General features: G+C 40.6%; 15 protein-coding genes and 1 pseudogene. 4 read left to right on the top strand and 12 right to left on the bottom strand.

The genetic code is table 11. The features are described 5' to 3' along the window. Positions 1-22: 22 nt before the first annotated feature. From A6049_RS34480 to A6049_RS06215, 3 genes are all read left to right on the top strand, one after another. Entirely contained in the window at positions 23-424 is a 402-nt protein-coding gene (locus A6049_RS34480; RefSeq protein WP_342671811.1) for a DNA/RNA non-specific endonuclease, read from the top strand. Next, entirely contained in the window at positions 408-647 is a 240-nt protein-coding gene (locus A6049_RS34475) for a DNA/RNA non-specific endonuclease (protein WP_063563798.1), read from the top strand. Before A6049_RS34480 ends, A6049_RS34475 begins: the two co-directional genes overlap by 17 nt. Positions 648-1039: 392 nt before the next feature. Continuing rightward, a complete protein-coding gene (locus tag A6049_RS06215; protein WP_063563797.1) occupies positions 1040-1369 on the top strand; it encodes a hypothetical protein in 330 nt (109 codons plus the stop codon). 369 nt (positions 1370-1738) lie between these two features. Here the strand turns inward: A6049_RS06215 and A6049_RS06210 are convergent, their stop codons facing one another. From A6049_RS06210 to A6049_RS06185, 5 genes are all read right to left on the bottom strand, one after another. Continuing rightward, positions 1739-2242: a hypothetical protein gene (locus A6049_RS06210; protein WP_063563796.1), complete on the bottom strand. Its 504-nt coding sequence runs from the start codon at positions 2240-2242 to the stop codon at positions 1739-1741. A gap of 22 nt (positions 2243-2264) precedes the next feature. Beyond that, complete coding sequence (locus tag A6049_RS06205) at positions 2265-2666, bottom strand: hypothetical protein (protein WP_063563795.1); 402 nt, start codon at positions 2664-2666, stop codon at positions 2265-2267. 756 nt (positions 2667-3422) lie between these two features. Continuing rightward, positions 3423-4535: a PdaC/SigV domain-containing protein gene (locus A6049_RS06195; RefSeq protein ID WP_161490557.1), complete on the bottom strand. Its 1113-nt coding sequence runs from the start codon at positions 4533-4535 to the stop codon at positions 3423-3425. Positions 4536-4991: 456 nt separating this feature from the next. Beyond that, positions 4992-5744, bottom strand: coding sequence for an SDR family NAD(P)-dependent oxidoreductase (locus A6049_RS06190; RefSeq protein ID WP_063563792.1), 753 nt, complete (start codon positions 5742-5744; stop codon positions 4992-4994). Positions 5745-6771: 1027 nt separating this feature from the next. Further along, positions 6772-7377, bottom strand: a complete 606-nt coding sequence (locus A6049_RS06185; protein ID WP_063563791.1) for a TetR/AcrR family transcriptional regulator — start codon at positions 7375-7377, stop codon at positions 6772-6774. 195 nt (positions 7378-7572) lie between these two features. Here A6049_RS06185 and A6049_RS06180 point away from each other — a divergent pair, with 195 nt between their 5' ends. Then, positions 7573-8352, top strand: a complete 780-nt coding sequence (locus A6049_RS06180) for a nuclear transport factor 2 family protein (protein ID WP_063563790.1) — start codon at positions 7573-7575, stop codon at positions 8350-8352. A 711-nt stretch (positions 8353-9063) separates the two neighbouring features. Here A6049_RS06180 and A6049_RS32500 read toward each other — a convergent pair. The 7 genes and pseudogenes from A6049_RS32500 to A6049_RS06150 form a co-directional block, all read right to left on the bottom strand. After that, positions 9064-9422, bottom strand: a pseudogene (locus A6049_RS32500) (elongation factor G); the annotation flags it as partial. Positions 9423-9637: 215 nt separating this feature from the next. Beyond that, complete coding sequence (locus A6049_RS06170) at positions 9638-11734, bottom strand: CAP domain-containing protein (protein ID WP_063563788.1); 2097 nt, start codon at positions 11732-11734, stop codon at positions 9638-9640. Between the two features lie 91 nt (positions 11735-11825). After that, a complete protein-coding gene (locus tag A6049_RS33925; RefSeq protein WP_240321323.1) occupies positions 11826-12233 on the bottom strand; it encodes a hypothetical protein in 408 nt (135 codons plus the stop codon). A 40-nt stretch (positions 12234-12273) separates the two neighbouring features. Next, positions 12274-12777, bottom strand: coding sequence for a stalk domain-containing protein (locus A6049_RS33920; RefSeq protein ID WP_240321322.1), 504 nt, complete (start codon positions 12775-12777; stop codon positions 12274-12276). Between the two features lie 191 nt (positions 12778-12968). Then, on the bottom strand, positions 12969-13211 hold the full coding sequence (locus tag A6049_RS06160) for a hypothetical protein (protein ID WP_063563787.1): 243 nt from the start codon (positions 13209-13211) through the stop codon (positions 12969-12971). Positions 13212-14356: 1145 nt separating this feature from the next. Next, positions 14357-14710, bottom strand: a complete 354-nt coding sequence (locus A6049_RS06155; protein WP_063563786.1) for a hypothetical protein — start codon at positions 14708-14710, stop codon at positions 14357-14359. A 557-nt stretch (positions 14711-15267) separates the two neighbouring features. After that, a partial coding sequence (locus A6049_RS06150; RefSeq protein WP_205411992.1) for a hypothetical protein occupies positions 15268-15715 on the bottom strand: 448 nt, incomplete at its 5' end.

Here is a 15715-nt window from a genome sequence, read left to right as displayed (position 1 = left end):
AATATTAGCTTATTATACCGTTGTGAATATCGACGGGAATGAACTGAGAGATCATGAAAGAGTCAGCTGGCGTTTCGATCCCAGAATTGATCAGCGCTACCAATGCGGCAATGAGTTGTACAAAGATAATAACATAGATAGAGGCCACCTGGTCAGAAGAAGAGATCCAATCTGGGGAAATGATAGCCACCAAGCAAACGAGGATACCTTTCATTTCACCAACTGCTCACCTCAACATAAAAATTTTAATCAAGGTAAGGATCTATGGTTAGGATTAGAAGATTATCTACTTAATCATGTGAGGAATAATAAACGAGAAGCATCTGTCTTCACTGGTCCTGTATTTCGCGAAAACGATATTGTTTACCGTGGAGTGAAAATTCCAGAGGATATTTTGGAAGGTAGTCGTGGTTGTAAAAGATGATGGGGAATTATCTGCAACGGCATACCTAGTATCTCAGAAGCAATTCATGAACGATCTGGAGGCAGATGTGCCCGGAGCATTTAAAACCTTCCAATTAAAAGTATCCTTAATTGAAGGCCTGACTGGTCTTGACTTTGGTAATCTCCGTAATCACGATCCATTAGAGCGAGTTGAATCCACGATCGGACATCTAATCGAAAACGAACAAGATATCTATCTGTAGGCTTGATTTGTTTTGAACATTCCCTCTACCATTATTGGTGAAGGGAATGTTCAATTTCTATACTAATATAGATTTTGAAACTAGCCTTATCTTGATTACCAATATTATCCTTGAAATATCTTTTTCATTTCTTGGTCTATTTCCCCATTAAGTTGCCTTGTAGTAGCTTCTGTAGTAGTCTTTAGCTTTTCCTTGCTGACTTTAATGTTATGCATTTTTAGATGTTGACCTCTTTTATAATGTATGAAGTATAATCACTACTGTATACAATGTAGTTAAAAGTGACACAATAACCAATCTTGAAGTTGATATCGCTAGTTTGCGAGGATTGGCTGATCGAACACAATTCATGAGTAGCAGAACAATCTGCTGAGGAGCCTGTTGAAAGAACATTGGTCACTTTTGCTCATATTACAGATCCAAATCAATTGGCAGCTCAGTGGCCAATGACACCGACTGAACTTAGTCAACGGCTTAAACCGACTGAGCGAAGATACACTAGACAGCAGACTTGGTACTTTGGATTTTCACTGATCCAAAAAGTTAGAAGACAGATCGGCATTGATTTGAAAGCTACTAATAATGATTATCATGTCAGTATGAATGGAGTTCCAAGATATTCATTAAAAATGTTGGAGTTGTTGACAGATGTCATGAACAATAAACCATATACTGTTTCAATTGACGGAAAAGAATATTCACATCCTAAAGCCGAGAATTAATTTGTCGGCTTTCTCTTTTCCTTTAAATGCTGAGGAGAGAAATAATATACAGATAGGTAAATAATTATCTAAATGAAAAACATTAGTTTACGTTTACGTTTACACAAAAGTACTTTGAAGTATGGAAGTACACTTATTTTCAAACATCTCACAAAAAATTGAGTTAAATATGTAATGCAATTGTCATCCTACACCAACTAGTTTTTGTTCTCTGTTCGTCCCTCGACATCATTATGCCCCACCTTCTTGATCATCATCGGCTAAGGACATGAGTTTTTATTATCAAAATTTGCTCTTAAAAAAGCTGTAAAGACCGTTTCCCAAGAAAATCTTGAAAAACGGTCTTTACATAAGCTCTCATGTTCTGACTTAATAAGAAAGATTATTAATGGTTTTTATAAATTCTTCTTTCATCTTTGTATCATAAGATTTAGGCAGGTTATTCAGCAGTTCATCCACCTGCTTTTTGAATTGATTGATTTGTTGTAAATCATATTCTCCTCGTACATACGAAGAAAGTGCCTTAAACATGGATTCATTAACCATCGCCACTTTGTCATCAAGGATTGAGGATTCGAGATGCGTTGAAGCCATAGAATTCTCAAATTTAATATAAGAATTCATTGCAAGGTTTAACCGCTCTTTTGCATTAATAAGAATATTCGTATTTTCAGATTTAGAATTTTCAGCTTTTAAAGTACCTATCGATTCACTAAAATAAGTCAAACCATGAATAAAGGTTCTATAGGCTGAAGGATCTCCAGATGCATAATCACGTTGTTTGTTTAAATGATTGTTATACGCGAGAATAACGAGCAATACATTCAGAAAAATGGATGCAATCAGAACGAGTTTATAGGAGTTTTTTCTCATTTCTACATCCAATCAAATATATTTAATTTATAGTGTGATTAAAGTAAGCTGTATTACTTGAAGCATAAATTGTTGGAAAGTATGAACCTCCAAAAGGAACAGGATGTATGGAGTATTTTATTTTTGTTTGGGGGGTCACAATAACTCTCTTACTGCTGCTAAACATATCATATGAGAAAGAAGCTGTCACACCCTTTTCTTTCCCAACTCCCTTAGTTTTATAGTCTGCTTCTTTATAGCTAATGCTATTTGGTAGAGAAGACTTGTCCGAATCAGGCAACTTAAACTTAACAGATTGTATAGTCCCTGTTCCTCCTGAAGTGTCTGTACCTTTTTGAACTTTAATATTATTCATAACCATATCAAATGGAGCTGCAATGATGTCAGATCCAGGGATAGCATAATTCAAGATAGTAAACATCATACCCACGCCTCCAGTGAGATAAGGGTTTACTGTGTATTCTGTTAAGTTATGCTTTGGTACTTATGTTCATTTATTTTGTCTCTCTCTCTCTTGTTGACAAGAACATTGTACTACCCGGGTTTATGGCTAACAAATAAACAATCAGTCTTCCAGTTTAACGGATACAAAAATTTGATTTTGTAACAATCTCTAGATGTTTTTTATCAGCATCTTAATGCTCATTATCACCTTAGGTTAAAAGAACTTGTACCTATTACCGTTTTCGTTCCTCTTTTCCTTCTCATTTTAACCGGTCCGGGTTAAACATAAAAAAAACCGTTAATCTTTTCAGATTAACGGTTTTCAAAAACTCAATTTTTTTACATATCTCTCGACTGTTTTTTGAAGGATCTTATATTCATCACTTGGATTACTCATGTTCAGCATGGCAACTTTTTGTGGTGTATACGATATCATTGATTGAATATCTTGTTTAGCGGTTTCAAGTTGATTCGGGCAATTGCATTTGTTAGGCAACAACGGTTCTCTGTTTTGCAAATGATAGTATTCAATGCTGCTAGATGAGCTTTTCTCATCAAAGTTGTTTGAAATCGACATCTGGAAACGAATGATCCCTCATATTCTCAATTTCCTTCCAATGAGAAACACTAATTTCTTTACTTCTCTTCCCTGCGATTAAGTGTCTACTTAAAGGGATAATACCACTTACGCCCGGAGACTAAGACAGCTTTTTTGATGAAGCAGTGATCAGGAAGCTTATTGTTCCGCACCAGTAATTCTGGAGATTGGCACCGAAATTTCAAATATTTCATTTTTGAGAAAAGCAATCGGCTCCGGCTGAACATACACTATGATCTTTCCGTCTTGGACATACCAGCCTGTACCAGCCGTTTCTATCCCCGGAAATTGTGCCGGCGGGGTGCTGTTCACTTCTCCGGATGCAATTTTCAGATTCACATACTGATTAATCTTTGTAGCATAATCCGGTAAATTGCCGGAGGCCTCGAGCAGCATGAGCGGTTGTCCGGTGTTCAGATCAAAAGTCCAGCTGTGGCGGAGCAGCCGGTCTGGTTCTGTGCCGCCCATATATTGATAGGTATCGGCATAAAGGCTGAGCAGACCTTCCTGATTGTAGGCAACCTTCCACTGCGCCTGAAAACCATAAGGATACATATGGGCGTAATCAATAATCCGGTCTTTATTAGTGTGAACCGCCCAGGCCTCAGACAGCACCTGCTCCGCTTCTGTTTTCCACTTCTCTGCTGTCTCTTTCAGAAACTGATTAATATTATCCATTGCTTCCTTGTTGGCATATCCGGACAAGACCGGATAGTGGAACGAAAAAGAATACGGCTCCGTAGCAACCGACAGTTCCTCAGAGGCAGAAATGGTTACATCATTTTCGGGACGTGCCGTCAGCTTATACTCAGCCCTGCCCAGCTGGACAATCGTGTATCCGGACAGGTCAGCAAGCTGGCGCAGCGGAAGATATGTTGAATTGCCGCGGATAAAGGGGGTTTTGGCGGATGAAGTCATGCCGTTTAGGTTGTATTCGCTGTAATTATGAGCCATCTTGATTACACGCCGCAGCTTCTTTAGCGTGAGATCACCGGTCTTCGCATTATAATCAACTGTGTATCCCATGGCTTTGGCAACAGGCACCAATTGGACCATAAGGGTTTTATCAGCATGGTAAGCCAGTACTTCCAGCTTCTTTCCGTCGACGCTTAAAGTCGTTGCCTCCAATCCATAAGGTACCGCTGACGAAGCCAAGGAAATGCTTGTAACTCCCACAGCTGGTGAAGAGGCTTGTCCTGCCGCATAGGCAGTCTCTGCCGCAGAAGCCGGAAGATTCGTTGACAAAGACATGATGGCAGCAGCAAGGAATATTGTCCGGCGGTTTTTTATTATAATAGTTTTTATCATTATATTGGTATGCAAAATGTAAGCCTCCATTTCACAGGAAATATTTGTTAGGCATTCTCTTCTAACTTTAGACGTACGAATGGCCGTTTTGTTTCGCCCAGCTTGATTATAACGTTTTACAGATATGATTGAAGAGGCTGAACAAATTCGGTGTGGACGGAGAGTTCTTTTATAACAGGCATCTTAAAATACTCGACAAGTATATCGAAGGTTTCATGAAGCACCGGGTGATGTTTATTTCACCCACCCTATATAAGACACTGTTTCAATAAAGTTTGTTGCGCTAAACTGCCCGTTAGTTTAATGAATTGATGAGTAAAGTAATGATTAGATATGCATCTAATCGGCAATCGGACTATGTTCTTGTCAATTCCGGCAATCGGTACAAGTTCTTTTCACTCATCTACCACCACTTACGGTAATGGTTTCCCCCAAAATATAATTTGCTACATCTGATGCGAGGAAGCAGATGACTTCTGCTATTTCCAGTGGAGTTGCAGCACGTTTCATTGGGACGGATGCTACTAATCGTTCGAGGCGGTTATCTTCAGGGGCAAACTTATCATGAAATGGTGTTTCAACAATTCCGGGGGCGACTCCATTTACAATAATCCCATATTCAATAAACTCCCTAGACATTCCAACTGTCATCGTGTTTACTGCACCTTTTGTTGAGGCGTAGTGGATACTTTCGCCCGAACCTCCAATACGAGCCGCTGCCGAAGAAAGATTAATAATTTTACCACTTTTTCGTGAAAGCATGTCTTTTAATACCGCCTGTGAACATAGGAGGATACTTTTTACATTCAACGCATAGGTATCGTCCCAAAGTTCCTCGGTCATATCCATGAATGTGCTCTGTTTAATGCCTCCACCAGCGTTATTTACCAATACATGAACGGCTCCATAAATCGAAACAACCTCTTGAACCATTACCTCAACTTGGTCTTTCTTAGTAACATCTGCTTGGACAGCTATACATTCACCACCCAATTCTCGAATCGCAGTAACTGTTTCAGTTGCTCCCTTTTTGTTTGTATTGTAGTTGATGACAACGTTTGCCCCTCTAGAAGCCATTAATTGCGCCGTCGCCCGACCAATTCCAGAACTGGCTCCCGTAATGAGAACAATTTTCCCTTGTAAATCTTGCAAAATCTCTACCTCCCAACTGTATTCTTTTTAATATTTTTGGATATTATTATGCATCAAGCGTGGGATGGAACATTTACCTTGCCTTTATTTCAAGATTACTGCCCTTTAGTTTAACAAAAAATGGAGCAACAGCCGCCCGCAGAATCCTCCATTTTTTTGTTACGCTATAGTTTCCTGATTGCGTTACATTGTTTATTGACAACCTTAACAACTATTTAATCGGTAAAAAATCAGTACATAATTTTTTACTCTTGTTTATCTAACCATAGAAAATGCAATGGGAATATAAAATTTTCTATCCATTATGGTTCGTTGTATAGAGCTTTACTCCGTACTGCACAACTCTAAGTCTAATTCACTTGCTCTTCCAAAGATCTGACTCGTAGTACCTCCATCAAGGAAAACCAAATTTTTAACCGTTAGTTCTACGATCTACAACAGCTATTTTCAGTCCCAAATTGTTATTCTTTAATACCTAGCCGCCAGCGTTTAACCTCTCATCATATGTTTAAGTGGTTAAGGTCATTTTATATAGATTATAACGTTTACCATTGTTACGCTAACTTGCCAGTTAGCTTAGTTAAACAGATAAAGATTCTCATTAACATTGACCAAGTTCTTAACCGTTTCAACCATTATAGCCCATTTAGAAATAATCATGCTGGCACGCTAACATGGGTTAATAATAATACTCTTATTGAAATGAGTAGTTCTCATTTTAACAAAAATACCATGATGCAATAAGCCTACTATCAAGTAAAAAACAAAGGATGCCAAACGCGAAATTAACGTATTGGCATCCTTTTGATTTTATTGATATTCGTAACCGTCTAAAAAAACGCAATGTTCTCCATGAATATGAAAATACCGCTCAAGCGTTATTCAACAACGCTTAGACGGTATCCAGTAATTGTTCTTGATTTCAATATCGGGGTGGTCGGCTGAGACAGCATGACCAACCAAATCGTCGTTGGCTTTTCGTTTACGCCCTTTATTAGTGCCTGTGCTCCCTCTACTCTCGCTAATTTTATTCCTCGACGGCGATGCCGGCAGCTCTTAAATGCCCGTATGCAACGATTCTACTAAACTGAGATGAAACTTCATCTGCAGGAAGGGGCTTATCGTTTTTAATCCACCAAATTACAATCCCCATGAAAGACGATCCGAGGTATTCGAGCAGCAATTCCTTGGATATTGCTAATGGGGAGTTTCCCTGAGCAGGTTTCCTCCCCTCCATTAATTTATCTTTAATGATATTCTCCATTTTCGCTTGAAACTGATAGATTCTATTCTCTTCAATTAACATGGAATGATAAAAGGTCATATTTACGGAAATATGTTTCAGTACAGTTTGCATGACGGTTTCGAGTAGAGAAATACTGAAAGGATTCATGCTGATGGGACAAAGAACGACCGCATCCTTTAATTCGCTCAACAATTCATTCATACATGTATCTAATAAATCAGGTTTATTTTGGTAGTGGAGATAAAAAGTGTTTCGATTGATCATAGCCCGGTCGGCAATATCCTGGATCGTTATCGCTTCATATCCCTTTTCCCGAATAAGCTCATAAAACGCTTTTCGAATCGATTGTTTCGTGCGCAGTATTCTTAGGTCGGTTTTCTTGTTCATTGTTTTCGTTCCCCCTAAATTTATTTTTAGGTCGTTATGCGACAAAGTTTTATGAGTTGTTTGTTATACTTCAAAACTAAAAATATTGAATATTGAGCCTTCTAATAACCTCTATTATAATGAGCATCAGATAGATAAACAACATATTGTTCATTATTTATCTAATGACTAAAAAAATCCAAGGAGGATATTTCAATGACATCCAACCATCAAAATGAGCTTGTTCGTAAGGCAGTCGCCGTACTGGAAAGCTTTGAGAGCGGCAACCCCGAAGCGATTACGGCTTACGTTCATCCAGATCAATATATTCAGCACAATCAGGCCTTACTCGATGGTCGTGAAGCCATGCTTGGCGCACTTGATCATTTAAAGGAGATTGGTACTAAGGTAAGCATAAAGCGAATTTTAGTCGACGGAAATTATGTTGCTCTTCATTCTGTATATGATTTTCACGGCCCTAAAATCGTATATGATATCTTCCGTTTTGAGAATGGACTAATCGTTGAACATTGGGACAATATGCAAGAGATGGTGGAGAAGACACCAAGCAAACATACGATGATTGACGGACCGATTACGATTAAGGATATCGACAAGACGGATGCCAACAAAGCATTTGTCAAAAGCTATGTTGAGAACATCTTGCTCGGGAAGAACCCTGACCTGCTTGCTTCTTACTTTGATGGAGATAACTACATTCAGCATAGTCCGCATATTGCAGACGGTCTTTCCGGTCTTCACGCTGCTTTGCAAGCTCTGAAGGAGAAGAATATTGAGTTTGAATATACTCAGGTCCATCAAGTAATCGGACAAGGTAATTTAGTTCTTACAGTAAGTGAAGGTCTATTTGATGGTCAACATACTGCTTTCTACGATTTGTTCCGTGTAGAGGATGGAAAGATCGCTGAGCATTGGGACGTAATCGAGGCCATACTGCCGGCAGAAAAACGAAAAAATTCAAACAGTAGATTTTGAAGTTTGTGTAGCTGAATCGGATGAAAGACATCGCCAAATTTAAGTACGGTGATGTCTTTCACCGTTCTTCTTCGCCCTGTTCGGGTGATGCTAACATAAGGCTGAGAAGTGTTTAATCGCTCAGTTATTTCTCGTTGCTTAGTTCGATTTTGCCCGTATGTCAAATGTATAAACGTTTCTTTGGAAAGTTTAAAATCTGGTGCATTCCTAACTCAACGATCCTCTCGTGAGTATCTTCAATAAGTTACCGCGAGATCTCTTTAAGATCCATATTCCCGCTGTATCGCCGGAACCAAATTCACTTGCGCGATATCCATATCTAGAAACTGTTGCGGTAAGACGCTTAGCTCGTAATATTCTTTTATAGCTTCAGCACGAAGTCTTTCCTTATATCTGTTTTTTGAAATCACATTTATTTTATACGATCATAATATCGATGTTGCTATCATGTTTATCTGCCCGTTTGCTGCTCAATGAAACAGATAAAGATTCTTATCAACATTGGTGCCAAGCTCTTAATCGTTTCAATGATGAACTAGTCCTCAACTTTTACCGAAAAAAACTATTTCCTGATACAAAAAAATCGATAATCACGCGAATTCTTAAATTCATGTGCTTTTTACTCGCCACATGATCTCCATCATGATACTATTTAGATGACTACCTAATCCGAAATGGCACAAAGTTCTTGTCCTTTTCGGCAATGGTACAATGTTCTTGTCTCTCGACACTGACATTGTCTCTCGACACATTCAGATCATCGGCATGACATCTGCTATCGAACGTGATGCCGCTCCCCCTCTCTCTCGATTCAATCAACAGATGCACTTAATTTCTCGAAGTGGCCGTACCCTTTCACAGCCGATTTAATCGTTTCCTTATACAAAATTTGCGGTTGTCCAAAAGAGGATAGCAAAGCCAAACCGCTCTCTAACAAGCTGCTCCAGCACTTCCAGTTGAATCAATCCCATAACGCGGATAGAAATCTCCTGCAATTTCTCATCCCAAACGACGTTCAGAGACGACTCTTCCGCCTCCAGCGTACGAAAAGCACCGAGCACCTTCTGTACTTGGGGTTTTAACTACATCGTCTTTTGTTTAGGTATTCATCTAATCGGAAATCGGACGATGTTCTTGTCCATTCTGGTAATCGGTACAAGTTCTTGTCCTGCGGTTCAACTTCGCTGAAAGCTTTCTCGACACGAAGAAGCCTCCGAACCAGGTCGGAGGCTTCTTCGTGTTTTGATGTTGAGTTTGCGAACGCGTTCGTGGGGACTTTTTTTTCTTAGCTTGAATACTCGGACGCGTTCATTGTGCCTCTTTTGACCCCGATGTAATAGATGACTTCTTCCGTTCTTAGGTTCACATCCAGGATAGCATCTCCATACGTACCTGTGGACGAAATAGAGAATCGCCCCGAGGAATCGGTCTGCACTGGAATTTTATCTAGTACCTTCCCGCTTCGCCCATTATTCTGGTGTTGATTAATATGGATCTCCAGCTTCTTGTTCGCCTGCTCCGCGAATCGTCCCTCCACCAGCAGCGTACCGTCCGCGCGGAATTCGGCAATCAACATCTTGTTGCCAAGCACTGGTTTGTTATACACTTCCGGAAACAGCCGTTCAGGTAGCTTCTTCTCGGATGTGATCGCTTTAGGTGCGCCGACCAAATACTTCATGCGGGACTGCAATTGCATCAAGATCACCGCTGCCTGTGCCCGAGTAACGATATCGTTGGAACCGAACATCCAGCTCTGGTTGCCTTTGGTTCCGCGCATATAATCATGAGCCAGCACGTAGTTCACCGCATTCGAAAAATCAAAATTCACGCCGTCCGCCGACGCGATCAGGCCAGCCGCGCGATAGCGGTTAATTGGCTTGTCCTTAAAGTCGCCTTTGCCAGGACTAGAACTAAACAACAACAGGTTGCGGACCGTCGCCACGTTGTAGGCGCCTTCCGCCCAGTGCTTCTTCTTTTTGGAAGCATATGATTCGTCATCTACTTTATAGGTGCGCAGCAGCATGATAAGGAACTGTGCTTCGCTCACGGAATCTTCCGGGTGGAATTTGCCGTTTGTATCCGCTCCGGCGACGCCCGAACGAAGCGCCCACTCGATCGCTACTTGATCGGAGCGTCCAGCGATATCTTTGACCTTGGCCGGATCCGTTGCTGGATAGCTCTTACTCTTGAGACGCTCGAATACTCGTACCGGCACCGTGCCACGCACTGCCCCGGAGCTGAACGTCACCTTGTAACTGCCGGGCTTAACCCCTTCGAGCATGCCGTCTGCCGAAACTTTCAGACCCGCAGGGGAACTGCTGGAGTAGGCAATCGGCGTTTTCGGGGTTCCATATGTGCCGTCGCCGTAAGAGGCCACGATCTCGATCGGCAGCTTGCTTCCCGGATTCAGCATGAATTCGTCGTACTGTGTGGATAAGCCCTGTATCGCGCGCCCTTTGCCAGTCGTGAACGACCAGGTCTTGGTGCGAAGCTGCGACTCTTTATACAGCGTATAATCGAGCTTCACCGTATAGACACTGTACCCGTCTAGCACTTCCTTCGGAAACAAAAACACCGTATCGCCTTGCAGTTCGCTGTAGTACGGAACTTCTTGCCTTTGCGAGTCCACGATGCTCGCTTCGAACGAATCGATGGCGAGACCAGCCGTAGCCGAGATGATGCCACCTGAGTGTTCAACACCGAAGCGGTCAAGCGGATTTGGAATTTCCAATCCATAGAATCCAATGTCGGCTCCTTTCATGCCGTCATACGGATACACTTTGGCTTCCGGGTCTTTCTTCTGGATTTTCACGTAAGCCGGGTTCATGACCGCGGTACCACCTTGCAACCCGATGCCGACCGATGTATACTGGCCGTCCAATATAATCTTGCGATGATAAGCGGTGCTTAGCCAGGAATCAATCGCTTCCCTTGTCGTTTCTTTTTCAAAAGACATGACTTCAGCGACCGAAATGTTTGGCCATCCGGCTGCTTTGCCCCGGTCTCCGGCCGTCGCTCCTGTAAAGCCTGCCGTACCGGGCTCCTCCCGATGCGCTGACAATCCTTCGAAGCGGGTGGTATTGTAATAAGCTGCGTGCGCCTGCGACGCCTGCGTCAATCTCGCATCCAGCTCCAACGGGCCTACGCCTACCTTCGCCCGAATCTCGTTCAGATAAGCCAATCCGTCGAGTTGATCCTGCGTGAACCCTCCCTGCGACGCCGTCGTAGCCGATGCCGCGGATGCGCGTTCTGCCGGATAAGCCGGTACGACGACCGTAATGGCCAGGACCGCGGCGAGCAGACAGGTTGCCCACCTGCGCCCCGATCTCCGGCCGATCCCCCGATTCGGCCTGTTGTTTTTGCTGCGTTTGCTTGCGTTCATGGTGTTTCTCCCCTCGTCTTCCCATTTTTACGAAACTTGCTAACGACTTGTCAGTTTCAAACTGATAGTCTTTTTCATCCAATCATTTCACTTACTTGAATGGATTGATGATGGCCACAGCGTAATTGTCCAAATCGCCATCCCTCAAAAGAATATAATCTGCCGAAGAAAGCTTGAACTTCGTGTAATCATAATTCTCTACGAAATTTCCATATTGGAAGAGATCCAAGCTACTTACTACTGGATAGTTATTCATTCCTGTTTTATCACCATTATTTATAAAAGCTGCATCTAGCACCGAACGCCCCTTTGCGAAACTATTTTTCACTAGGAACGTTATGGGATTTCCTCTGACACTACTCCTAATCTGTACCACATCGCCGCTACGTCCAGGACCTTTTACCAAATTAATGCTGTACACCACTTGACTATTCCCTAGTTGAATCGGTAAATCACTCTCTTTGATAATCTTCACGCCAGGGTAAGTTTCTTTCTCCAAATTTTTAAAATATTCCGTGCTTTGTGTATATGCTTTAAAATCACTTAACTTGGGTTAACTTAAATGCCTTATCATCTGTACTCCGGAAGTCTTTGTTCCCGATCCAGACCCAACGACCAATCTTGTCCCACTCAACCTTTTGGCCAAGCCCTTCACTCACTAGACGTAAGGGAACGAAAGTCCGGTTTTGCTTCAGAATGATTTGCGTGCCATAGTCCTTCTTCTGCCCATCAAAGAGGGCTGAAGTCTGCCCGATCGTCATATCTACCTTATGGTCTTTGCTGACCATCCCAACCTTGGAAACTTTTCCTTCCTTGGAGTACGTCACCTTTGCACCCAGTGCTTCAGATACAAAGCGGATCGGAACCATGACACTACCTTGGCCATCCTGGAATGGCTTCGCATCTGGAAACTTCATTTTAACGGTATTCAGCAATACCTCTACTTGCTTCGGAGTGCTTGCGGCTGCAACTGCTTCGTTTCCCGAACCTATTAAGCTTACAGTCAACATACTTGCTATTACTGTTAATAACAGTTTCTTCATGATCTAACTCCCTCTGCTTTCCATATGTACTTCTTCTCACTATCACTTCCCGGGATCTTTTTTTTACATAGGTCTAACAAATCCTAAATATCAAAAAACCTGGCAGTAGTAAGAATATTTTACCATGTACAATAGTTTATAAATAGGTATTTTATCCCATGGGTATAATAAAACCTAACTTTTTATATGAATTAATTAGATATGTATCTAGTAGAAAATTGGCTACTATGTTCTTGTCCATTCCGGTAATCATTACAAGTTCCTTTTCCTCGACAAATCTCCAACTGCTTGTTCGCCTGATCCGCGAATTGTCCTTCCACCAACAGTGTTCCGTCTGGGCGAAATACGGCGATCATCCTTGCTGCAAAATCACCACGGGCTTCGCCCGAGTAACGATATCGTTGAACCGAACTTCCAACTCTGATTGCATACACGCTTAGTCTCCTTAATAAAAAAAGCCGCTATTTTAAATAGCGACATCAATAAATCCATCTGTAGTTCTCCTTCAAAAATATACACTTAAGTTTACTTATAAATATCTCATCGACTCATTTCAGTTCTGTCTTCATTCCCTTTACCAAATATAGAGTGTTTAAGCGATGTTTCATCAGTCTTTCTTCACCTTTAACATGTAAAGAGTAAGCAAATAACTCAAACTTCTTATAAAGCCCTTTTATCTCCCATTGTGTTTCTATTCGTTATATTATCCCCTTAGTAAGGCTTCTTCATTTCATCTTCCCAGAAAAGAACTGCTTTCTTACCTAATCCTTTATTTCGATATGTATCATCAATCCAAATCATATTCATAAAAGGTGTGTTGTCCCAAAAAAGCTGTGCCGAATCCAGCCAATGATACTATGCTCTTCATCCTGTAGAATATAGATTTAATATAGATCTCATTCCCCCTAATCTTCGGTAATATTAAGTTTTCTATGATATGATGGTCATGTTTCTTAATATATTCATAGTGTGCGAATTAGTTGCAGCAATAATTTTCATTAAAATTACTCCTCATCATTTTTAATTATAATATTATAGATCTATTCACTGACCTAGATAAAATGGAATTTATTAACCTGAACTACCCGTTAGCTAAATGACTTAGAGAACAAAAGAATTTAGCTAAATGCTTTTATAATCGGAAATCGGTACAAGTTCTTGTCCTTGGCTCGGGACACGAACTTGTACCGATAAAATAAAAAAGCCGCTAAAATAGCGACTTTAATGGGACTATGTTCTTATCCCTCGACAACACATGTTAACTCTTCTTCATAACTGTACATTCACTGTCTCCCCTTCCATAATATCCGATAAATTCTAGGTTTCTGTTTATTCCAATCGCAATTCTTGAAATTAAGTACTTTATCTCTAGCGTGACATTTTTATTATGTATTTTGATACTAAGAAAGTCTAATCTACATTTGTTTAATAGTTAGATATGCGTCTAATCGGTTATCGGAATATGTTCTTGTCCATTCCGGTAATCGGTACAAGTTCTTGTCCTTCGACAAATTTGCATTTGAATTGTTCCATCTTTTTTAGTGAAAAAACGCTGGGTATGACCAGCGTCAACAAATTATCACTTCACTCTTTCGGAAATATTTTCACTTATTTCTTCAGGATTATCAACACCAATGATCAACTTTGATATTTCGAACTTACCAACTTTAAAGTTATTCAAATCTAAATGAAGAGTTTTAAGCTCATTTTCAAAAAAGTGTAGTTGATAACCACCATTTGATCTAAATAACCCATTTCTCATTTCTCCTAATAAAGCACCATATAGTTTAAAAGCATTTGGTATCGGTCTACCAGTTGTTATTCCTTTGATTGAAGAGTATGGAATTTGCAACCCTTTATCTAATTTTAAAAAGGGTGAGTTTCCAAAGTCGATATTTACGTAGGTTTCCATTAGTTGAATTTTACGTTCCATATTTTGATTCCCCCATTTTCTTTTCAAATAATCCATTTATTTCACAACCCATAATTACATATAATACCACAAAAACCTATTTTGTTCATGAAAGACTAAGCACTGCCCTCCGCTCCTTCGCGGGTTACTTCCTCCTTTTTATATTTCATTTCCAATCACCTAATAAAGAACCTACGCGTGTAGCATGTAGTGCTTAGACAGGGTAGCTTGCATTGTTTTTTCCTCTATATCAGTTCCAGATACCTCAAACTTACCTTGTTCCAGAGAATTAACCCAATATCCGCCAATTTTTGGATTCCACACTAGAAATAAAATATTTCATTACCTTCTTGCATTGGTGTGTAATCTTCATAATTCATTCTAATGCTACCCTCTTTATCTTCGATCACATAGGAAGGTTCAAATGTTACAAGCTCTGAATCGATCTCCTGTTTTGTAGAATCCTTATATACTTGGGTTACTTTCACCTTAGTTTCTGTTCTGCCTGAAGGCCCCCACTCGAAATTTTCAATGACATTTTTGCTTTCACCAGTTGCAATAACTCTAACTACAGCGTCTTATTGAGATTCTGCATCATCTGCGTTTGTGAAAATTGCATGGTTGGCTTCGATTTTATCTGTACGCACTACAGATGGAGCAAATTTCTTAGCAATTGAATCAATATTTTTACTTATTGCAGCACTATCGTTTTTGCTCTCTACAGTAGAGCTATTTGAATATGATAATACCCTAGCCCAATTGCTAAAGAAGCAACGGTTGTCAATACTATAATTTTCTTCATGCTTACCACCCCCATTTTTTCTTTCATGAGCCAAATCAGTAGCAGTAGGTGAAGTCAGTTTATATTTACCTGATTTCATCCAATGGTCGCCAGAGTGTGCCGGTGCATTCTCAAAATGATTTAAGCCGAGTATATGACCGATTTCATGTCCAGCATTCATGTATCGTTCCAACTGCCCCCAGCCACTTGTCCAACCAGCATCTATTTGTTTGTAAAGGTAATAC

The organism is Paenibacillus sp. O199 (assembly GCF_001636635.1).
In the GTDB taxonomy this organism is placed as follows: Bacteria; Bacillota; Bacilli; order Paenibacillales; family Paenibacillaceae; genus Paenibacillus; species Paenibacillus marchantiae.
The sequence above is the reverse complement of the archived record's forward strand: the minus strand, read 5'-3'. Positions and strand labels throughout refer to the sequence as shown.

Excerpts from the sequence above, each read along its gene's own strand:
- A6049_RS06210 (WP_063563796.1), bottom strand. The coding sequence starts at position 2,242 with ATGAGAAAAAACTCCTATAAACTCGTTCTGATTGCATCCATTTTTCTG.
- A6049_RS06205 (WP_063563795.1), bottom strand. The coding sequence starts at position 2,666 with ATGATGTTTACTATCTTGAATTATGCTATCCCTGGATCTGACATCATT.
- A6049_RS06195 (WP_161490557.1), bottom strand. The coding sequence starts at position 4,535 with ATGTCTTTGTCAACGAATCTTCCGGCTTCTGCGGCAGAGACTGCCTAT.
- A6049_RS06185 (WP_063563791.1), bottom strand. The coding sequence starts at position 7,377 with ATGAACAAGAAAACCGACCTAAGAATACTGCGCACGAAACAATCGATT.
- A6049_RS06180 (WP_063563790.1), top strand. The coding sequence starts at position 7,573 with ATGACATCCAACCATCAAAATGAGCTTGTTCGTAAGGCAGTCGCCGTA.
- A6049_RS06170 (WP_063563788.1), bottom strand. The coding sequence starts at position 11,734 with ATGAACGCAAGCAAACGCAGCAAAAACAACAGGCCGAATCGGGGGATC.
- A6049_RS33920 (WP_240321322.1), bottom strand. The coding sequence starts at position 12,777 with ATGAAGAAACTGTTATTAACAGTAATAGCAAGTATGTTGACTGTAAGC.
- A6049_RS06155 (WP_063563786.1), bottom strand. The coding sequence starts at position 14,710 with ATGGAACGTAAAATTCAACTAATGGAAACCTACGTAAATATCGACTTT.